The following is a 20512-nucleotide window of genomic DNA, read 5'->3' as shown; positions in this document are numbered from 1 at the left end:
CACATTGCAACAAAAACCTGGCAGCGCTGTCGCACAGGTTCTGGTTTACGTTTAAAGCAAGGAGATTGTATGTCCTGGAAATTAGTCCCGACGGGTCTGGTGTTATCAATGGCGGTGTTGGCGGGCTGCAGTTCAACGTCGCAACCGTCGGGCGATTCTGCTCAAAGTCCGGCAGCCATCGATAGCGGTCATTCCCGATGTGACGCCGCAGCCGCACAGTTTGCTGTCGGCAAGCCTGCATCGCCCGCGTTGCTCGAACAGGCCCGAACCAAAGCCGGCGCGCAGACGGCAAGGGCACTGGGACCCAACGACATGATCACGCTTGAGTATCGCTCGGACCGCCTTAACCTCAACACTGATCAGGCCGGGAGCGTGAATCGCGTCAACTGCGGGTAACACCAGTTTGTTGCAGGCATAAAAAAACCCCGTCCATGACGGGGTTTTTTTAGAACGCTCGGATTACTCCGCGCGAACCTGAGCAGCTTGCATGCCCTTTTGGCCTTTCTCAGCCACGAACGAAACGGTCTGGCCTTCTTTCAGGCTTTTGAAACCGTCGCTTTCGATAGCTTTGAAGTGTACGAACAGGTCGTCACCGCCACCCTGTGGAGTGATAAAGCCGAAGCCTTTTTCATCGTTGAACCATTTTACGGTGCCGGTTTGGCGATTAGACATGGTGTATCTCCAAGAACATAATTTTTTCAGTAGTACTGTGCTGCTCAGGCCAACTGGGCACACCCGGCTATCATAGTCGAATTGTGCGAATGCAGAACTTTTTCAGTAACAACTTTGCGCAACTGCCGGAAATATTGACGCGAAATTGATTTCTATCACTGGTTTTTTGACTGCGGATTTCTGCTGCAATCCATCACTGACGGACCGCTGGACGCCTTGATTTACGAGGGGTTCAGCGTTCATCTGACGCTTGATCATCCTGAGTGATCATCCAAAATCCGCAGAAATGTAAATTTTTTATTTTTTGCTCGGTAGACAGTGCTCACCGACGTTTTTTTGCAAGCGCGCAGTCAATTCCGGGATCGGCGCCTTGTTCGTATCACTCAAGGATGCGATCTCCTTGTCGGTAAAGCTTTTGTTGATCTGCTGGGCGCCGCACTCACAGTGGGTTTGAACTGCTTTTGCGTCCATGCCCGGATTGTTCTGGGTGGCGGCGGCTGCGCACTCGTTCATGTAGGTGGTTTTGGTCTTGGCATCCATCGCGGCATGCGCACTCAAAGGGAAAGCCAGCGCCAGTGGGGTCAGCAGGGCAACAGCACGTAGAAGATTCATGGTGGTTTCCTTCTTGTCTATGGGCCGTGATATCGACAGCCTTGAACGGGGGTTACGGGTAATCTGACGGCGATGAATGCCGGCAGTTCACCGAGCGCAGGTTTCTTCCGGGCTCTACAAGAAGCTGAATGCGTAATAGCGTGGCTTCGGACCGCCTGTCTGACGATTGGCTGTGCTAGGATGCGCGTCCTGCGGATTTCCTGAAAACTTGCGAGCGGCTACTTGGCTCGGCGCAGACCCTATTTTTTGAAATCGTTAATTCCAGTCACTGCGGTTCGTTAACAGGTTGGCCTCAAGGCTCCTGCCACTGTGAGGCAGGCACACCGCCGAATCGCGTTACTGGCACTATCCCACCCACGTGACCTTTGGTAGGGGTCACCACTAGGAGAGGAGGCGCCATGCCCACCATTACTCTTCCCGACGGCAGTCATCGTTCGTTCGATCACCCGGTTTCCGTAGCCGAGGTTGCGCTTTCCATTGGTGCTGGTCTGGCCAAGGCCACCGTAGCCGGCAAGGTCAACGGAACACTGGTCGACGCCAGCGACATGATTGATGCTGACGCAAGCCTGCAAATCATCACCCCCAAAGATCAGGAAGGCCTGGAGATCATTCGCCACTCCTGCGCCCACTTGGTCGGTCACGCCGTCAAGCAGCTGTACCCCACTGCAAAGATGGTCATTGGTCCGGTCATCGATGATGGCTTTTATTACGATATCGCTTACGAGCGCCCGTTCACGCCTGATGATCTGCTGGCGATCGAGCAGCGCATGCAGCAGCTGATTGAAAAAGATTACGACGTCATCAAGAAGGTCACGCCGCGCGCCGAAGTGATCGACGTGTTCACCGCCCGTCATGAAGACTACAAGCTGCGCCTTGTCGAAGACATGCCAGAACAGCAGACCATGGGGCTGTACTACCACGAAGAATACGTAGACATGTGCCGCGGCCCGCACGTGCCGAACACGCGTTTTCTGAAGTCGTTCAAGTTGACCAAGCTGTCTGGCGCTTACTGGCGCGGCGACGCCAAGAACGAACAGTTGCAGCGCGTCTATGGCACCGCCTGGGCTGACAAAAAGCAGCTCGCAGCTTACGTTCTGCGTATCGAAGAGGCCGAAAAGCGCGATCATCGCAAGATTGGCAAACGTCTGGGCCTGTTTCATACCCAGGAAGAAGCACCGGGCATGGTGTTCTGGCACCCCAACGGCTGGACCCTTTATCAAGTGCTCGAGCAGTACATGCGCAAGGTGCAGCACGACAACGGGTATCTGGAGATCAAGACTCCGCAAGTGGTTGATCGCTCCCTGTGGGAGAAGTCTGGCCATTGGGCCAACTACGCCGACAACATGTTCACCACTCAGTCCGAGAGCCGCGACTACGCCATCAAGCCGATGAACTGCCCGTGTCACGTGCAGGTCTTCAATCAAGGCCTGAAAAGCTACCGCGAGTTGCCGTTGCGTCTGGCTGAATTTGGCGCGTGTCACCGCAATGAGCCTTCGGGCGCGCTGCACGGCATCATGCGTGTGCGTGGCTTTACCCAGGATGACGCCCACATTTTCTGCACTGAAGATCAAATGCAGGCAGAGTCGGCGGCATTCATCAAGCTGACGCTGGCTGTCTACGAAGATTTTGGCTTCAAGGATATCGAGCTCAAGCTTTCGACTCGTCCCGAGAAGCGCGTAGGTTCAGACGAATTGTGGGATCGTGCAGAAGCTGCACTGGCTGCCGCACTCGACAGCGCTGGGCTGCCTTACGATTTGCAGCCGGGTGAGGGTGCCTTCTACGGCCCTAAAATCGAATTCTCCTTGAAGGATTGCTTGGGTCGCGTGTGGCAATGCGGTACATTGCAGCTCGATTTCAACCTGCCTGTACGTCTGGGTGCCGAATTCGTCACCGAAGACAACGGTCGCAAGCATCCAGTGATGCTGCACCGCGCGATTCTCGGCTCTTTCGAGCGCTTCATCGGAATTCTGATCGAGCACTATGAAGGCGCATTTCCGGCTTGGTTGGCTCCAACTCAGGCAGTGATCCTCAATATCACTGACAAACAGGCAGATTTTGCCCTTGAAGTGGAAAAAACTTTGGCTGAAAGCGGGTTTCGTGCCAAGTCCGACTTGAGAAATGAAAAGATCGGCTTTAAAATCCGCGAGCATACTTTGCTCAAGGTTCCCTATCTTCTGGTAATCGGAGATCGGGAGGTTGAAACGCAAACTGTCGCTGTGCGTACCCGTGAAGGCGCAGACCTTGGCTCGATGCCGGTCGCCCAATTCTCGGAGTTTCTTGCACAAGCGGTTTCCCGGCGTGGTCGCCAAGATTCGGAGTAATTACTATTAAGCGTGAAATGAGACAAGATAAACGAGCTGCACCGAAGGCCCCGATCAACGAGAATATCTCGGCACGCGAGGTTCGGTTAATTGGGGCTGAGGGAGAACAGCTTGGGATTGTGTCAATTGAAGACGCGCTTCTTAAGGCTGAAGAGGCCAAACTGGATCTGGTAGAAATTTCTGCCGATGCAGTACCTCCTGTTTGCAAACTGATGGACTACGGCAAATCGATCTTCGAGAAGAAGAAACAGGTTGCTGCCGCCAAGAAAAACCAGAAGCAGATCCAGGTTAAAGAAATCAAGTTTCGTCCAGGGACGGAGGAAGGGGATTACCAGGTAAAACTACGCAACCTGGTACGTTTCCTGAGTGACGGGGACAGGGCCAAGGTGTCGTTAAGATTCCGCGGTCGTGAGATGGCCCACCAGGAGCTGGGCATGGAACTGTTGAAGCGGGTTGAAGGTGACTTGCTCGAATACGGTACCGTTGAACAGCATCCTAAGATGGAAGGACGCCAGCTAATCATGGTCATCGCCCCGAAAAAGAAGAAATAACCACCAGGGCACGGCAGGCCTTGCGGTTATGTTTATCAACTGAATGCGGAGTATCCGAACATGCCAAAGATGAAGACTAAAAGTGGTGCAGCTAAGCGGTTTTTGAAAACTGCTAACGGCATCAAGCACAAACATGCTTTCAAGAGCCACATCCTGACCAAAATGTCGACCAAGCGTAAGCGTCAACTGCGCGGTAGCAGCTTGCTGCATCCGTCTGACGTGGCAAAAGTCGAGCGAATGCTGCGCCTTCGTTAATTTTGATCAAGATATAGAGGAAGTTACTCATGGCTCGTGTTAAGCGTGGCGTCATGGCGCGTAAGCGTCACAAGAAAATTCTGAAACTTGCTAAAGGCTACTACGGCGCGCGTTCACGCGTATTCCGTGTTGCCAAGCAAGCGGTTATCAAGGCCGGCCAATACGCCTACCGTGACCGTCGTCAGAAAAAACGTCAGTTCCGCGCTCTGTGGATCGCTCGTATCAACGCTGGTGCGCGTATCAACGGTCTGTCCTACAGCCGTTTCATCGCTGGCCTGAAAAAAGCGTCGATCGAGATTGACCGCAAGGTCCTGGCTGATCTGGCAGTGAACGAAAAAGCGGCGTTTGCTGCGATTGTCGAGAAAGCTAAAGCCACCTTGGCCTAAGTCCCCGGCAATCATCGGGCCTTCTCTCGAGGTTCGGTGTTAAACGTCATAAATAGGGGAAGAGCCTTTCAGCTCTTCCCCTATTTTGTATCTGGAGTCTGTAAATGGAAAACCTGGACGCACTGGTCTCTCAAGCACTTGAGGCTGTGCAAAGCGCTGAAGACATCACTGCCCTGGAGCAAATCCGGGTCAACTACCTTGGCAAGAAGGGCGAATTGACTCAGGTGATGAAGACCCTGGGAAATCTGCCACCTGAAGAGCGTCCGCAAGTCGGAGCGCTGATAAACTTTGCCAAGGAGCGTGTCACAGAGGTTCTAAATGCGCGCAAGGCAGCGTTCGAGCAATCTGATCTAGCCGCCAAACTCGCCGCCGAGTCGATTGATGTGACCTTGCCTGGTCGTGGGCAAACCTCAGGTGGTCTGCATCCGGTTACCAGGACTCTGGAACGTATCGAACAATTCTTCACCCACATTGGCTACGGCATCGCCGAAGGGCCTGAAGTCGAAGACGACTACCACAATTTCGAGGCGCTTAACATCCCAGGCCACCACCCGGCCCGGTCGATGCACGACACCTTCTATTTCAATGCAAACATGTTGCTGCGCACTCATACCTCGCCGGTACAGGTCCGCACCATGGAATCGCAAAAGCCGCCGATACGCATCGTCTGCCCTGGACGTGTTTACCGCAGCGACTCCGATATTACCCACTCTCCGATGTTCCATCAGGTTGAAGGGTTGCTCGTTGATCGCGACATCAACTTCGCTGACCTGAAAGGCACTATCGAAGAGTTTCTGCGCGTGTTCTTCGAGAAAGAACTGGCAGTGCGCTTCCGTCCTTCGTACTTCCCTTTCACCGAGCCCTCCGCTGAAGTCGACATGGAGTGCGTGATGTGCAGCGGTAAAGGCTGTCGCGTCTGCAAACAGACCGGCTGGCTTGAAGTAATGGGCTGCGGCATGGTGCATCCGGATGTGTTGCGCATGTCCGGCATTGACCCTGAAGAGTTCCAGGGCTTTGCATTTGGCATGGGCGCAGAACGTCTGGCCATGTTGCGTTACGGCGTCAATGATTTGCGCCTGTTCTTCGACAACGACCTGCGGTTCCTCGCGCAATTTCGCTAGGCGTAGGGGAAGGGCACCGTGCCGGCGGCCTTCTCGTATCGCCCGGGTCGTATGTCAGTAAAGAATTGATTAGGAGAGCAGGATGAAATTCAGTGAACAATGGTTGCGTGGCTGGGTAAGCCCGCAAGTATCGCGCGACGAGCTGGTTGCTCGTCTGTCGATGGCTGGTCTGGAGGTCGACAGCGTCACCCCGGCAGCTGGTGTTTTCAGCGGTGTGGTCGTGGGCGAAGTGCTCAGCACAGAGCAGCATCCTGATGCAGACAAACTGCGTGTTTGTCAGGTCAGCAATGGCTCGGAAACCTTTCAGGTTGTCTGTGGTGCCCCCAACGTGCGTCCAGGCCTGAAGATTCCTTTTGCGATGATCGGCGCTGAGTTGCCCGGCGACTTCAAGATCAAGAAAGCCAGGCTGCGTGGTGTCGAATCCAACGGCATGCTGTGCTCCCAGTCAGAGCTGCAGGTGGGTGAAGGCAATGACGGTCTCATGGAGCTCTCTGCCGACGCCCCAGTGGGTCAGGACTTCCGCATCTATCTGGAACTAGACGACGCCAGCATCGAAGTCGACTTGACGCCGAACCGCGGCGACTGTCTGTCCGTCGCCGGGCTTGCGCGTGAAGTGGGCGCCCTTTATGACGCAACCGTGACACGTCCTTACGTTAGCGCAGTGCCGGCTACACACGATGAAGTGCGCTCAGTTGAAGTCCTTGCGCCGGCTGCTTGCCCGCGTTATCTGGGTCGTGTCATTCGCAATGTCGATCTGTCGCGCCCTACGCCGCTTTGGATGGTCGAGCGCCTTCGCCGTTCCGACGTGCGCAGCATTGACGCGGCGGTGGATATCACCAATTACGTGATGCTTGAACTCGGTCAGCCGCTGCACGCGTTTGACCTTGCCGAGATTAACGGCGGCATCCGTGTACGTATGGCAGAGGAGGGCGAGAAGCTCGTCCTGCTCGACGGTCAGGAAGTCAGTCTGCGTGCAGATACGCTGTTAATCGCCGACCATCAACGTGCGCTGGCGATTGCTGGCGTCATGGGTGGCGAGCACAGCGGTGTTACGGCGACAACGCGTGACATCTTTCTCGAAAGTGCCTTCTTCGAGCCGATTTCCGTCGCTGGCAAGGCCCGTTCGTATGGCTTGCACACCGATGCGTCCCATCGTTATGAGCGTGGTGTCGACTGGCAGCTCGCCCGCGAAGCCATGGAGCGTGCAACTGGTTTGCTGATTGAAATCACTGGCGGTGAAGCAGGTCCTGTCACTGAGTCAGTGAGCGAAAGCAATTTGCCTTCTGTAGCCCCGGTTATCTTACGTGCAGACCGCATCGAGCAAATGCTGGGTCTGAAGATTGAAACGGCTGAAGTCGAGCGTTTGCTGACTGCACTGGATCTCAAGATTTCGTCGGAAGTGGCGGGGCAGTGGCGTGTCGAAGTACCAAGCCACAGGTTCGATATCACGCTTGAAGTCGATCTGATCGAAGAGCTGGCGCGGCTTTATGGTTACAACCGCTTGCCGGTTCGTTATCCGCAAGCGCGTTTGGCGCCGCAGGCGAAGTCTGAGTCCAAGGGCGAATTGCCGGCACTTCGCCGCCTGTTAGTGGCCCGCGGTTATCAGGAAGCAATCACGTACAGCTTCATTGATCCAAAATGGTTTGAACTGTTCAGCCCGGGCGCAGAGCCGCTGCTGCTGGCGAACCCTATTTCCAATGATATGGCAGCAATGCGGTCGTCGTTGTGGCCCGGGTTGGTGAAAGCGCTGCAGCACAACCTCAACCGGCAGCAAGATCGTGTTCGCCTTTTCGAAAGTGGTCTGCGTTTTGTCGGTCAGCTTGATGGGCTGAAGCAAGAGCCAATGCTGGCGGGTGTCATTTGCGGTAGCCGCCTGCCAGAAGGCTGGGCGCAAGGCCGGGACGCGGTCGACTTCTTCGACGTCAAGGCCGACGTAGAAGCGGTGCTGGGTTTCGCCGGCGCGCTGGATGATTTCACCTTTTCGTCAGGTCACCATCCTGCTCTGCATCCGGGCCAGACTGCCCGCATCGAGCGTGACGGGCGTGAAGTAGGTTTCATCGGAACGCTGCACCCTGAGCTGTCGAAAACGCTGGGGCTGGACCGTCCCGTTTTCGTTTTTGAGCTGGTGCTCGCGGAGGTTGCCACAGGTCGCTTGCCGAAATTCCATGAATTGTCGCGTTTCCCTGAGGTGCGCCGAGACCTGGCGTTGCTGGCTGATCGCGACGTCGCATCCAGTGCGATGATGGCTGTAATCCGAGAAAATGCAGGGGAGTGGCTCACAGACCTCAGGCTATTTGATGTTTATCAGGGTAAAGGCATTGATCCGCATAGAAAAAGCCTTGCAGTCGGCTTGACCTGGCAACATCCATCGCGCACTCTTACTGACGATGAGACTAACGCTGCAACGCAGAAAATTCTCACCTCGCTCGAGGAACGGTTAAACGCCACGTTAAGGAAGTAGCGTATGGGGGCTCTGACGAAAGCTGAGATGGCCGAACGTCTGTACGAAGAGCTAGGCCTGAACAAACGAGAAGCCAAGGAACTGGTTGAGCTGTTCTTTGAGGAAATCAGGCACGCTCTGGAAGATAACGAGCAAGTCAAACTGTCGGGATTCGGTAATTTTGACTTGCGAGACAAGCGCCAGCGACCGGGTCGGAACCCAAAGACAGGGGAAGAAATTCCGATTACCGCTCGCCGTGTGGTCACCTTTCGCCCAGGGCAGAAACTGAAGGCCCGAGTTGAGGCTTATGCTGGAACCAAGTCATAACGACGAGCTACCGCCCATTCCAGGCAAACGCTACTTCACCATCGGTGAAGTAAGCGAGCTCTGCGCGGTAAAACCGCACGTTTTGCGTTATTGGGAGCAGGAATTCCCTCAACTCAACCCCGTGAAGCGCCGCGGAAATCGCCGCTATTATCAGCGCGAAGACGTGTTGATGATTCGGCAAATCCGCGGTTTGCTGTATGAGCAGGGCTTCACCATTGGCGGTGCGCGATTGCGTATGTCCAGCGGGGAAGAAAAGGACGATACCCAACAGTACAAAGTGTTGTTCCGTCAGATGATTACCGAGCTTGAAGATGTTCTTGTGGTGCTGAGCAAGTAGAAAATTCCCCAGATACTTCCACAATTCAAAAGCTTAGGGTATATTCCTCGAAGTTTTCGCGGTTATGGAAACTGATACACGCCTTAGTCGGGGCGTAGCGCAGCCCGGTAGCGCACTTGCATGGGGTGCAAGGGGTCGAGTGTTCGAATCACTCCGTCCCGACCATTTATTCCTGAGTAACATCAGACAGTTAAGCCGGTTATCTCAACCGGCTTTTTTGTGTCTGCGATTTGTTGCGCGGGGTAGGGCTCATATAGGTCACATCGCCTGGCGGGCACTTCACGTTAATTTCAAAATACTGCTGGCTGCGCGTGCTTGTTGGGGCTAGGCAGACGAGATTTTCGCGGTAGGGGATGAATGGCAGTCTATCAACCGCTTTGCCGGTGCCGATGTGTCCGTCATGACCGAGTTCGTAAAACAATTTGGCTCAGGCCAGATGTTGAAGCCGCAGGAAACATTTGGCTGCCCACAAGCCATTTGTGACATTTCCAGTCGGTTCGTCACAAAAAATCCTATGCAAATCTGCAAACGCGTTCACTCGAAAACGCCATCCATCGGGCCAGCTCTGCAAGCGTGTGTAGGGAAGAGAAAGAGCGACACCCAAGACGCGGTTTCCAAGTATCTGGGCGTTCTGGCTCAGGGGCTGGTCGACGGGACTATATCAGGTGAACAGGATCGAAAGATCAAAGTGTGCGTGCTGGGTCGGTACAACAAGCATGCTGATTTCATTCCAGGTAACTGGCGTGAAAAGTTCGGTCGGTACGCCGGGTAACCAATTATGTGTTTTGTGGCGTACACCCACCATTGGTCACTCCAGGCCCAATTGTCCTGACGCACTCCGCAAGCAGGCCCATACTCACGTATGCCACCAATAAGGAGGTCTCGATGAAAGATGCACAGCGAGAACTGAACCTGACAGCCTGGCGCGAGCTTTCTGTACTGGCTGGAAGTCGAATAGACGCAGAGGTTAAATACTTCGAATTGCTGAGACGGGCTGACGCCATGGAGCGAGCCGACATCATCACAAGTGATGAGTGGAGAGGGCTTGTGAAGCACGCCGGAGCATTGCTTTGCAGTACTGCACGTTGTATGGGCGGGCCGGGGTAGACCAGATATAAGAAGCCCGGCGCTAGGGCGGGTTATCTGTTGATTCGGCCTTAGGGAGTATCCGAGGGACGCATTGGTTGGTCTCCAGTAGAGGGCAAGGAAAGCATAGCCACGGGCAAAAAAAAGGCCCGCTTATGTGCGGGCCTAAAGGGAATTCTTCAAAGGAGTAGAGTGATTTTGCACTCGGCCCTGTGAATACCAGGTGAAAAGGATGTCGTGAAAGCAGAAAGCCCGCACGCGGCGGGCTCTCTGCACTTTGGGCGCCGACCCTTCAGCGCGGCCAGTCTGCAATCGCCGGAACTGCCAGCCCGACGGTGGCGCTTCGATTGGCTCAAATCATCTAGTGAAAAAAGGGAACTGGAAAAAGGGGAAAACTTTATTTTTACCCATTGTCTAGTCCTGAATAAGGATCACCCCTGTTTCAGGAATAGACACCAACGTCCGTTATGGGTCGATTCTGTTGAAAAAGTCGGCTTGCCCAAAACGATCGACTATTGATGGATGAAACCATCTCTTTTGCATGCTGCAACGTGAAATCCGATTCCTGAACCTTCTGCGCAAAACTCAGATTTCAATCTCAGGCGCGTACTTTTCTGCCGTGGAATTCGAAGCCGACTTTTTCAACAGAATCGGCCAGAAGCAGACACTTGCACGCAATCTTTAAGAGGAACCTATGCGGGTCTGCGGTACATCCCAAGGTAAGCCGTCAAAAGTAGTGTTGCCTGCTGTTCGAGACAGCTTTCGAAAAGCGGTGTCGCGTAGCCTTCGAGCAGAGCTCGCACCGGTCCGGTGAGAGCGGTGAGCGAAACAGTGGCGATCAATGTCGGGTCTTCAAAATCTGCGTCCGGTGCGCTCACCAACATGGCAGCAGTGGCTGTCACCATTCGGATGTTGATACGCGCGACCAATTCAGCTCCACCCCGCTCCGCAGCAATCGCGTAAAGCGCCTTGGACATTGCTGGATTACGCAGTTTGACAGCCAGGAATGCCGAAACTAGCTCCGATGCCATCTCGGCAACCGGCTTGCCCCGGCATTGTTCGCAAGTCCGCTCCACCGTTTCGGCGACTTCCAGCAAGTGCTTTTCAAGAACCGCAGCAAGCAACGCATCGCGGTTTGGATAGTACTGATAGACACTGCCCACGGACATTCCAGCACGCTCGGCGACGCGGGTCGTCGTGCAGCGGACAAGACCATGCTGGGTCAAAACCTGAAGGGTTGCCGTGTGAAGAGCGTCAACGGTCGCCGTGGATCGGGCCTGAACCGCTGATTTTCTTGGCTTTAAAGACGCTTTTAGGTTGTTCATGGAATGCGAATTCTAAAACCTGAAGGATCCTTCATATCATAGCTCTCCTCAAATGAAGTGAGAACAATCGATATGGCTGGGTTAGATAAAAGCGGCACTTTCATTCTTGGCGACCGCAAAATCAAGCGTTTGGGCTACGGCGCAATGCAATTGGCCGGTCCGGGCGTGTTCGGCCCGCCCAAGGATCGTAATGCGGCGCTGGCAGTACTGCGCGAGGCCGTTGAATCGGGTGTGAACCACATAGACACCAGCGACTTCTACGGACCGCACATAACCAATCAGATTATCCGAGAGGCCCTGCATCCCTATCAGGACGATCTGACAATCGTAACCAAGATCGGCGCCCGGCGCGGGGACGATGGCGCCTGGCTCGCGGCCGGTTCAAAAGCAGAGCTGACCCAGGCAGTGCAAGACAATCTGCGCAATCTGGGCCTGGAAGTTCTGGATGTCGTCAATTTTCGGGCGATGCACAACGCAATGGGACCCGGCGAAGGATCAATCGAAGCTTCACTGACTGCTGTGGCGGAGCTGCAACAGCAAGGCCTCGTCCGCCATATCGGGATTAGCAACGTCACACCGACCCAAGTGGCCGAGGCGCGAAAAATCGTTGATGTCGTCTGCGTGCAGAACTTATACAACATCGCTCATCAGCACGACAACGCCATGATCGACGAGTTGGCTCTGGATGGCATTGCTTACGTGCCGTTCTTCCCTCTGGGCGGTTTCACCCCGATCCAGTCCTCCGCACTGTCTAGCGCTGCGCAACGACTCGGAGTTACGCCGAAGCAGTTAGCGCTGGCATGGCTACTGCGTCGTTCACCCAATATTCTATTGATTCCGGGGACTTCGTCATTAGCCCACTTGCGCGAAAACCTCGCTGTGGCCGATCTTCATCTGCGAGATGAGGTGCTGGCAGAGCTGAATGCAATCGCGGACTAACCCGGATGCCAACGGTGGAAACGGTCAGTACAGCTGCTGACCAGGTTAGCGATGCCTGAAAGAGAGCGACGGTCATACCCCGTCGCCAGTCCCATACGTCTGACCATATGACTTTATTAGTAGTGCCGGGCCAAGTCGCTCACGGGGCGGGACATCGCATACTGATCTCGCACGGCGACCGGCCTTTAACGGCCAAAAGCGGAATTCGATCCACTACCGTCCAGCACAAAAGCGAAAACCTCTCGATCTGTGAAAGCTAGTCTCTAAGGGTACGCATTATTTCCTCGACCACCGGCTTCGTGTATTTCTCACTGGGGTCAGTCTCCAGGGGGTCGTTACTGCGGAACCATTCGCCTTGATCGAATGCTTGGTAAAGCGAGAAAGCGGGCTGAGGCATGTCGTTAGTCATGCCTACTTCAACCACGGCATTTATGATCCCATTCATAACGCCGTCGCAAAAGTCATAGAGCAGAGATCCTTGTAGATAGCCTTCCGCAACCGCGACGGACAGCTCGTTAAGCACATCATGCGGTGCAACGTCGAACATTTCGCAAATGGGGACAAGATCACTCAGCGTCAAACCGTCTGATTCCGCTTTCACCGACAGTTCCTTGAGTTCGATCTTCGGCAAGACCATGATCATGAGCTTCTTCCGGTTAAGTGCGAAGGTAGCGCTTGCAGATTGGCCGCACAGCGCTGCCACACGTCAATTCCATGCTGCAATACGGGTTCATGGTCGGTCAACTTCAGCTACAGTAAATGTCAGCTTTGGGTCGATTCTGTTGAAAAAGTCCGGCGTGGTTTTTACGTTAGAAAAGTATGCGCGTGAGATTGAAATCTAGAGTCGGCGCAGAGGTATTCGGACTCAGACTTCACGTGGCAGCGCATAAAAAAGACACTTTCACTGATCAGTATTATGGCAGTTTGAGAAAATCGACTTTTCAACAGAATCGGCCGATAGCGGCCTGTCGCAGCAGTTTTCGTCACCAGGAAATCTGGCACAGGGTATTCCCACTCGCACCGAAAAGGTGGGTGCTACCCTGAGAAATACTCAAACTAAAGCATCCGATGAAATCCGTTGGAAGAACGCTGAATGCTGACCCTTACCCCATGCTTGTGATTGCTGCGCCATCGAACCTTGGATTAAGTCCCTTGAGGCCTGGTCATGAACCGGGTACGTGGCGGGCTCCAGCTGCGCTGGTTGCTGCGGGCCTGCTACAAGCACTCATCCCTCGCGAGTTTAAGGCTTTACCTCGGCCCAAATACTCGACGGAAGAGCAGCCAGGAACACGTTTGCGTAACGGCCATACTATTCGTTCGTTCAATATTGCTTTGGCGAATCTGGTGAGTGAAGCCAGTAGACAAGGCGACTTCGCGCTTGTCATCGGGGGTGATTGTTCAATTCTGCTGGGCGCGTTAGCCGGAGTCCGCGAAGCGGGCCCTATTTCCCTCATTCATATTGATGGACACAGCGACTTCCGCCATCCGGGTAACTACGATCCGACGCAGAGCCTAGGCGCGGTTGCGGGCATGGACCTGGCGCTGGCTACTGGTCGTGGTGAGCAACTGGCAACGGAATGGCCAGGCATTGCCGGTCCGCTTGTTGCTGACGCCGATGTCATCCAACTGGGTGAGCGCGAGAACCGCGACGACGACTTTGCCTGGCCCGATGTAAATAGCACGGCTATTAATCGTGTCGATGTCTTCGAAGCCTTGAGGATAGGTCCGACGGCCGTTATAGGACGCATTAGTGAAGTGCTGGCTCGAAAGCCTGACCAGGGCTATTGGATACACCTGGACATAGACGTGCTGGATCAGACTGTAATGCCCGCTGTGGACTCGCCCGGTTCTCCAGGCATTCCACCTGACGACTTATTGATCATCATTGCATCATTCGTTGCCAACCCTCTATGTAAGGGAATGACTGTAACGGTATTCGATCCTGATCTAGACCCGGACGGATGCTTGGCCTCTAGCATTGTGAAGTTGCTAGCACAACTGCCGTTTCCAAGTTGAGTGGCAGCTATCGGCCGATTCTGTTGAAAAACTCAAGCATCTCCGTCCGTGTCGCCTTGGGCCTAGAAAGGACATAATCAGTGCACGACCATGAAATGTGATTTCGATGACCACGATAATCAAACGACTGACCCCGGATCATGCCTCGTCGTATCGAGCGCTAATGCTTGAGGCTTATCGCCTTCATCCCGATGCTTTTACTTCCGATGTCGGCGAGCGCGAAGCCTTACCCATCGACTGGTGGGAGAAAAGGCTTAATAGTGGATCTGATGCTGCCGATCTGGTGTTCGCTGCGTTTGAGGGTGAGGATTTGCTTGGTGTCGCTGGACTTTCTGTTGAAAGAAGAAAGAAGGCCAGCCACAAATCCACGCTCTTCGGAATGTACGTTCCACTCGCTCATCGAGAGAAAGGCATCGGATATAAACTGCTGCGCAGCGTCCTGGCCTATGCGAAATCCCAGTCTCAGCTTTTGCTCGTTCAGCTCACCGTCACCGAGGGTAATCGAGGTGCACAAGGGCTCTACGAGCGAATGGGATTCAAGCCATTTGGAATAGAACCTTTGGCGGTAGCAGTAGGGCAGCAATACATTTCGAAAGTGCATATGTGGCACGATCTACGAAACGATACCTGCGAAAATTAACGCCCATTCGGATCATTCTTGATTGGCTCGTATCGCTCCTGTCTGGCTTGCGGCAAAATATATCCATCGGCCAGCGGGAGAATACGCAGCATGATGGGACAGTTATCGAGGGGCAGGATCGGCTGTTTTACTCGTTCAACCTTGAAGACCACATCCCAACAAATAATCTGCTGCGCAGCATTGATCGGTGTCTCGATCTGAGCGACCTGCGCCACTATCTCGCCGACTTCTATAGCCCGATTGGGCGTCCTTCGATTGATCCTGAGCTGATGATCCGCATGCTGGTCGGCGACACCGCTTACGGCACAGCACCGATGCTGGCCTGGATGGTGGAAGAGAAAGATATCGAGCCGCATGTGCCGCTGTGGGATAAAACAGAGCGCAAGGACGACAGTTTTTCGATCAGCGACTTCCACTGGAACAAAGACGCTGAGGAGTATCGCTGTCCTGCTGGTAAGGCATTACGTAGCGAATGGCGAGCTTTCAAGAACCTGCGCTCACACGTAACGAAAGCCAACACCATCAACTTCCGATCCAGCCAAACCGACTGCGCGACATGTCCGATGAAAGCCAAGTGCTGCCCGAACACTGAGGTTCGTAAGATCGCCCGCAGTGTTCATGAAGCGGCTCGCGATGTGGCTCGGCGAATCGCGAAAACGCCGGAATATGTGCGCTCTCGTCACGAACGTAAGAAGGTAGAAATGTTGTTCGCCCACCTCAAGCGCATCTTGAAACTGGATCGCTTGCGACTACGAGGGATGAGTGGCGCGACCGATGAATTCACGTTAGCGGCTGCGGTACAGAACCTGCGCCGACTGGCCAACTTACATCTCAAGGGCCACCCGCCACAGGATAGGTACGCCTGTTTCAAGCAAAAACCCTCAAATTAACCCACTGACACAGCAGCAACGGTCAACGAAAGATCGAAAAGCCACTTAACAGTGGTGAATAGGTTCTTTGAAGAGGCCAAGCTCAGCGTCACGTTTCCTGAAAAATCGACTTTTCAACAGAATCGGCCAATAGCTGCCAGTCCCGAAAGGCTACCTTTGACTGCGGATTCAATCCCGCAATGACCGTTTATAAGGTCACGCCTGTTGGTGCCCATGAAATTGTAACAAAATGCTTACATGATAATTCTTGTCTGTCATGCATCTGTCATTCGTCACTCCTATATTCCTCCGACACCCGTTAAGAAGGCCTTTACAGGCCTTATACCCAACCTTCGCAGGGAATGCGCCCGATGTACCCGGCATACCGGCCTGGAGAAAATCAATCGTGGATGCAACGCTTACACCCCTGCTGTACCTTCAGCCATTGCCTGCCGGCAGTGCCTCGCGATGGCTGCGCCGAGGATGCGTGGTAGCGCTGGTGGTGTTGGTGCATGTTTTGGCATTGAGTATGGTGACCCGGTCATCAACCCCGGCGCTTGCACCACCGTTGATTCGTACTATTTATGCCTCGGTCATCAATGAACCGACTCCGGCGCCAGCCGCCAGTGCCGCGCCCACGCCACCCCCCACGCCACCGCCTCCCGTTGCCTCGGTTGCACCTGCACCTGTGGCCGTTCAGCCGATAGCCCGGCCCAAGCCCGCAGCCAAGCCGCATGTGATGCAACGCCCCGTTGCGGCCGTCGCAACGACCGCACCCGCGACCATCAGCACTGCGGCCGCCGCGCCGGTAGTCGCGCCGGTAGTCGCGCAAATTCCCGCACCACCGCCTCAGCCCAAGACCCTCACCCGTGGCGTCGAATACGTGCATGAACCACAACCCGAATATCCCGACAGTGCACGTGAAGAGGGCCACGAGGGCACCGTGATCCTGCGGGTACTGGTGGACGAGCACGGCAAGCCCGGCGCGGTGGACATCGTACGCTCGTCGGGCTTTGGCAACCTCGACGAGGCGGGCAGGACGGCTGTGCGCGGAGCACTGTTCAAGCCTTATTTGCAGGAGGGGCATGCGGCGTCGGTGTACGTGATCGTGCCACTGCGATTCCAGCTCGACAGTTAGTACTCAAGCAGGCGTAAACCCACCATCTTTTATCGACGGGCCTCCCGCTCAGGGCAGCGCTCACCCCAAAGAAAGGAAATACACATGGAAACCGGAACACTGGGTTTGAATGTTTTGTGGCAACAGGCCGACTTTGTCACCCGTACCGTGGCCTTGACGTTGTTGGTGATGTCGGTTGCGTCCTGGTACGTGATGGTCGACAAGCTGGTGCGCCTGGCACTGCATCGCCTGCGTTCGCCGAAGTTGCTGGCGGCGTTCTGGAACGCACCGACGCTCAAGGATGGCTTGCAGCAATTGGATCATCATAGTGCCTACACCGAACTCACCCATGCAGGCATCAGCGCCGCACGCCAGCACCGTGATGCGCTGGATGGCGACATGAACCCGCCGGCCTTCAGTGAATGGCTGACCCGCGCCTTGCGCCAAGCCACCTTGACCGTGGGCGGACAGTTGCAAGGCGGCATGGCGATTTTGGCCACCGTGGGTTCCAGCGCCCCCTTTGTCGGTTTGCTCGGCACCGTGTGGGGCATCTATCACGCCTTGATGAAGATCGGCCTGACCGGCGACGCGAGCATCGACAAGGTCGCAGGCCCCGTCGGCGAAACGCTGATAATGACCGCTCTGGGACTGGCCGTGGCCATTCCGGCCACCCTGGGCTACAACCTGCTGGTGCGCAGTAACAAGCAGACCCTCGCTGAACTGGGCAAGTTTGCCTTCGAACTGCACGACCTGCTGGTAATCGGCGCCCGTGCGACCCCACGCGGCGGGCAGCCTGCGCGCAGCACGTTCAACGCCCAGGCGGAGTACGTCTGATGGCCGGTGGATTGCTGGGCGGGGATGAGCTGGAAGAGGACGGCTTTAACCCCGAAATCAACACCACGCCGCTGGTGGACGTGATGCTGGTGCTGTTGGTGATCTTCATCATCACCGTGCCGGCCATCCAGCACTCGGTGAAGATTGACCTGCCTAAGGCCGCCGCGCAGCAGGACAACAAACCGCCGCCCTCCGTGGATCTGGCGCTGGACAACGAAGGCCACCTGCATTGGGACGACCGCGACATCGGCGACAGCGACTTGCCGGCACTGATCGCCGAGGCCGCTGCGCGTCAGCCGGTACCTGAGTTGCACCTGCGCGCCGCACGTAACACCCCGTATGAAAAGGTGGTGCAGGTAATGGCCGCGGCGCAGTCCGGTGGCCTGGACAAGATCGGCTTCGTGACCCAGGCCGTTACGCCTTAACAACCTCGTCGCCTTCGTCCACACCCCTTGGTCGGCTGTTACAGCCGGTCACGGTGAAGTGCGCGCGACAGAAATCAACCAGGCCGTGAACGGCCGTTTTCGAAGGTGCAGTCATGTTTCGCAAATCTCAGCTGTATGTGCGTGCAGGTCTCGGTTTCGCAGCGTTTGCCCTGGCCTTGCCATCGTTTGCGGCCGATGCACCACCGGCCATCGACGACAGTACGTTGGCCACGTTGCCTCAAGTCACAGTAAAGGCAACCAAGCGCAAGCCGGCGTTGCGCCAGCAGACCAACAGCGGTGCCTTGGGCAGCCACGCGGTGATCGACACGCCGTTTTCGTTCAAGAGCGTAGGCAGCGACGAAATCCAGGCCCGTCAGGCGGGCATCCTGTCTGAGGCCGTCAAGTATGATGCCTCGGTCACCTCCATCAGCTCCAGCTATGGCACCCACCCAGCCACGCTGGCCGTTCGCGGCCTGCCCCTGGATGACCTGAACGGCTACAAAGTCGACGGCATGGCCAACATCAACCGCGGTGTGGAAATGCCTCTTGAGATGTTCGAGCGGGTCGATGTGCTTAAAGGTCTGTCGGGCTTCATGTATGGCTTCGGCAGCCCGGGCGGCATCGTCAACTACGTGACCAAGCGGCCTACCGACAAGACCACCCTCAGCGTTGATGCCGGCTACCAGTCCAACAACCTTTATAAGGAGCATCTGGACGCCGGAGGGCGTCTGGATGACCCGCGTTTCGGCTACAGGGTCAATGTGGTACACGAGGAGGGCGATGCCGCTTCGGGTAACGCCAAGGTCAACCGAACGGCAGTCAGCGTTGCGCTGAACGCGCAGCTCAGTGATGACCTGAGCGTTGACTTCGACACCCTGTACCAGAAACGCAATACCAGCGGTGGCACCGACATCATCGTCAACACCAAGAACGCCTTGCCCAGCCCTATTGACGGCAGCAAACGCCTGTACAGCAATGGCTCCTATACCGATGTCGACTACAGCCTGTCGACCGTGAGCGCCACCTACAAGTTTTCTCCCGACTGGACCGGTAAGCTGGCCTACCGCTACAGCGATTCGACACGCCGTTATGTGAAGGACCAATACCAGATTTCCAGCGACGCCGGCGGCTACACCGACAAGGTCACGTCCGAGTACCACGCCTACGACTACAACGACACCATGGGCACCCTGGAAGGTAAATTCACCACGGGATGGTTCACTCACGACATGGTACTCGGCGCCAGCTATTCGCAACTGAACTCGGACAAATCCGTGGTCACCCCCAAGACCACCGTGGGCAAGGGCAACCTGTACAACCCGACGATCTTCTCGGTGTACAACATCGACTACAGCGGCGGTACCTACGGCGACGACAACGTCAAGGAAAGCGCGGTGTTCGCCAGCGACACCATCGGCCTGGGCGAACACTGGTCGTTGCTGGCTGGCCTGCGCAACGAAAACTTCCAGGAGCAAACCCACGACTCCGCCACCTCGGCGGCGACACAGTACAAGGCCCGGCCCGCAACCCCAACTCTTGCGCTGATGTACAAGCCGACCCAGGACATGACGCTGTATGCCAGTTATGTCGAATCTCTGGAAAGCGGCGGTACCGCACCCAGTAACGCCTTCAACTCCGACCAGACCCTGGGCCCGCTGCGCAGCAAGCAATACGAGGTGGGCGTGAAAGCCCAGCAACGTAACTGGAGTGCTACCGCCGCAGCGTTTCGCATCGACCGTGGCGCCGAGTACACCAACGACGCCAACGTCTACGTGCAAAGCGGCACCATCCGCTATCAGGGCCTGGAGCTGAACGCCAGCGTCGATGCCACACCGGACCTGACAGTGGAAGGTAGCGTCATGTCACTGGACTCGGCCTACCACGATGCGGGGGACGGTGTGGACGGAAACCGCGCAGCAGGTGCGGCGCGCTATCAGGCCGCAACCCAGGTTACGTACCGTGTGCCCATGGTGCAGGGGATGTTCCTGCACACCGGCGTCCAGCGTATCGGCGAAATGGCAGTGGATTCGGGCGACGTGCATACCCTGCCGGCCTACAGCCTGTTCGATGCAGGGGGCGGCTATCGTCTGCGTCTGGGCGATGGTCATGCGCTGACCTTGGGTGCCAACGTCACCAACCTGGCCAACAAACAGTACTGGACCTACTACCAGGAAAACTACCTGCAGCCGGGTTCGCCACGTACTTTAAGCCTCAATACCCGCTACGACTTCTAGGCCCG

At 55.7% G+C, this 20512-nt stretch carries 22 protein-coding genes, 1 tRNA gene and 1 pseudogene; 20 read left to right on the top strand and 4 right to left on the bottom strand.

Features of this window, described 5'->3' with window-relative positions:
- Nucleotides 1-69: 69 nt before the first annotated feature.
- On the top strand, nt 70-396 hold the full coding sequence (locus tag OYW20_RS14990) for an I78 family peptidase inhibitor (RefSeq protein WP_268796742.1): 327 nt from the start codon (nt 70-72) through the stop codon (nt 394-396).
- A gap of 63 nt (nt 397-459) precedes the next feature.
- Here the strand turns inward: OYW20_RS14990 and OYW20_RS14985 are convergent, their stop codons facing one another.
- Both OYW20_RS14985 and OYW20_RS14980 read right to left on the bottom strand, forming a co-directional pair.
- Nucleotides 460-672 (bottom strand): cold-shock protein, encoded by a 213-nt coding sequence (locus OYW20_RS14985; RefSeq protein ID WP_007905882.1) that lies wholly within the window; start codon nt 670-672, stop codon nt 460-462.
- A 297-nt stretch (nt 673-969) separates the two neighbouring features.
- Nucleotides 970-1284 carry a hypothetical protein gene (locus tag OYW20_RS14980; protein WP_268796741.1) on the bottom strand — a complete coding sequence of 105 codons (315 nt, stop codon included), beginning with the start codon at nt 1282-1284 and terminating at the stop codon, nt 970-972.
- A gap of 398 nt (nt 1285-1682) precedes the next feature.
- Here OYW20_RS14980 and thrS point away from each other — a divergent pair, with 398 nt between their 5' ends.
- From thrS to OYW20_RS14925, 11 genes are all read left to right on the top strand, one after another.
- Nucleotides 1683-3605 carry a threonine--tRNA ligase gene (gene thrS, locus OYW20_RS14975; RefSeq protein WP_268796740.1) on the top strand — a complete coding sequence of 641 codons (1923 nt, stop codon included), beginning with the start codon at nt 1683-1685 and terminating at the stop codon, nt 3603-3605.
- Entirely contained in the window at nt 3605-4156 is a 552-nt protein-coding gene (gene infC / locus OYW20_RS14970) for a translation initiation factor IF-3 (RefSeq protein WP_268801145.1), read from the top strand. The genes thrS and infC overlap by 1 nt, the downstream gene beginning before the upstream one ends.
- 60 nt (nt 4157-4216) lie before the next feature.
- Nucleotides 4217-4411: a 50S ribosomal protein L35 gene (rpmI, locus tag OYW20_RS14965; RefSeq protein ID WP_002553160.1), complete on the top strand. Its 195-nt coding sequence runs from the start codon at nt 4217-4219 to the stop codon at nt 4409-4411.
- Nucleotides 4412-4440: 29 nt separating this feature from the next.
- The gene (gene rplT, locus OYW20_RS14960) at nt 4441-4797 is read left to right on the top strand and encodes a 50S ribosomal protein L20 (RefSeq protein ID WP_056839923.1); all 357 of its coding nucleotides are present in this window, start codon (nt 4441-4443) and stop codon (nt 4795-4797) included.
- 104 nt (nt 4798-4901) lie between these two features.
- Nucleotides 4902-5918, top strand: a complete 1017-nt coding sequence (pheS, locus tag OYW20_RS14955) for a phenylalanine--tRNA ligase subunit alpha (RefSeq protein WP_268796739.1) — start codon at nt 4902-4904, stop codon at nt 5916-5918.
- Nucleotides 5919-6000: 82 nt separating this feature from the next.
- Nucleotides 6001-8379: a phenylalanine--tRNA ligase subunit beta gene (pheT, locus tag OYW20_RS14950; protein ID WP_268796738.1), complete on the top strand. Its 2379-nt coding sequence runs from the start codon at nt 6001-6003 to the stop codon at nt 8377-8379.
- A gap of 3 nt (nt 8380-8382) precedes the next feature.
- Entirely contained in the window at nt 8383-8685 is a 303-nt protein-coding gene (gene ihfA / locus OYW20_RS14945) for an integration host factor subunit alpha (RefSeq protein WP_002553164.1), read from the top strand.
- Complete coding sequence (locus OYW20_RS14940) at nt 8666-9022, top strand: MerR family transcriptional regulator (RefSeq protein WP_268796737.1); 357 nt, start codon at nt 8666-8668, stop codon at nt 9020-9022. Before ihfA ends, OYW20_RS14940 begins: the two co-directional genes overlap by 20 nt.
- An 88-nt stretch (nt 9023-9110) precedes the next feature.
- A tRNA-Pro gene (locus OYW20_RS14935) sits at nt 9111-9187 on the top strand.
- A 235-nt stretch (nt 9188-9422) separates the two neighbouring features.
- Entirely contained in the window at nt 9423-9794 is a 372-nt protein-coding gene (locus tag OYW20_RS14930) for a hypothetical protein (protein WP_268796736.1), read from the top strand.
- Between the two features lie 113 nt (nt 9795-9907).
- A complete protein-coding gene (locus OYW20_RS14925; RefSeq protein WP_268796735.1) occupies nt 9908-10129 on the top strand; it encodes a hypothetical protein in 222 nt (73 codons plus the stop codon).
- Nucleotides 10130-10800: 671 nt separating this feature from the next.
- Here the strand turns inward: OYW20_RS14925 and OYW20_RS14920 are convergent.
- Nucleotides 10801-11433 carry a TetR/AcrR family transcriptional regulator gene (locus OYW20_RS14920; protein ID WP_268796734.1) on the bottom strand — a complete coding sequence of 211 codons (633 nt, stop codon included), beginning with the start codon at nt 11431-11433 and terminating at the stop codon, nt 10801-10803.
- Nucleotides 11434-11505: 72 nt separating this feature from the next.
- Between OYW20_RS14920 and OYW20_RS14915 the strand changes: the two genes are divergently transcribed.
- The gene (locus tag OYW20_RS14915; protein WP_268796733.1) at nt 11506-12372 is read left to right on the top strand and encodes an aldo/keto reductase family oxidoreductase; all 867 of its coding nucleotides are present in this window, start codon (nt 11506-11508) and stop codon (nt 12370-12372) included.
- 256 nt (nt 12373-12628) lie between these two features.
- Here OYW20_RS14915 and OYW20_RS14910 read toward each other — a convergent pair whose 3' ends face one another.
- Entirely contained in the window at nt 12629-13015 is a 387-nt protein-coding gene (locus OYW20_RS14910; RefSeq protein WP_268796732.1) for a hypothetical protein, read from the bottom strand.
- A 425-nt stretch (nt 13016-13440) separates the two neighbouring features.
- Between OYW20_RS14910 and OYW20_RS14905 the strand changes: the two genes are divergently transcribed.
- The 7 genes and pseudogenes from OYW20_RS14905 to OYW20_RS14875 all read left to right on the top strand — a co-directional run bounded on the left by OYW20_RS14905 (nt 13441) and on the right by OYW20_RS14875 (nt 20507).
- Nucleotides 13441-14388: an arginase family protein gene (locus tag OYW20_RS14905; protein ID WP_328284783.1), complete on the top strand. Its 948-nt coding sequence runs from the start codon at nt 13441-13443 to the stop codon at nt 14386-14388.
- Nucleotides 14389-14494: 106 nt separating this feature from the next.
- On the top strand, nt 14495-15028 hold the full coding sequence (locus tag OYW20_RS14900) for a GNAT family N-acetyltransferase (protein ID WP_268796730.1): 534 nt from the start codon (nt 14495-14497) through the stop codon (nt 15026-15028).
- 90 nt (nt 15029-15118) lie between these two features.
- Nucleotides 15119-15884: pseudogene (locus OYW20_RS14895) on the top strand (transposase).
- 419 nt (nt 15885-16303) lie between these two features.
- Nucleotides 16304-17035: an energy transducer TonB gene (locus OYW20_RS14890; protein ID WP_268796729.1), complete on the top strand. Its 732-nt coding sequence runs from the start codon at nt 16304-16306 to the stop codon at nt 17033-17035.
- Between the two features lie 84 nt (nt 17036-17119).
- On the top strand, nt 17120-17848 hold the full coding sequence (locus OYW20_RS14885; RefSeq protein ID WP_268796728.1) for a MotA/TolQ/ExbB proton channel family protein: 729 nt from the start codon (nt 17120-17122) through the stop codon (nt 17846-17848).
- Entirely contained in the window at nt 17848-18273 is a 426-nt protein-coding gene (locus tag OYW20_RS14880; protein ID WP_268796727.1) for an ExbD/TolR family protein, read from the top strand. Before OYW20_RS14885 ends, OYW20_RS14880 begins: the two co-directional genes overlap by 1 nt.
- A gap of 113 nt (nt 18274-18386) precedes the next feature.
- Nucleotides 18387-20507 (top strand): TonB-dependent receptor, encoded by a 2121-nt coding sequence (locus OYW20_RS14875; protein ID WP_268796726.1) that lies wholly within the window; start codon nt 18387-18389, stop codon nt 20505-20507.
- The last annotated feature ends 5 nt before the right edge of the window (nt 20508-20512 follow it).

Source organism: Pseudomonas sp. BSw22131 (assembly GCF_026810445.1).
Taxonomy (GTDB): Bacteria; Pseudomonadota; Gammaproteobacteria; order Pseudomonadales; family Pseudomonadaceae; genus Aquipseudomonas; species Aquipseudomonas huanghezhanensis.
This window is presented reverse-complemented; position numbering and strand designations above follow the sequence as displayed.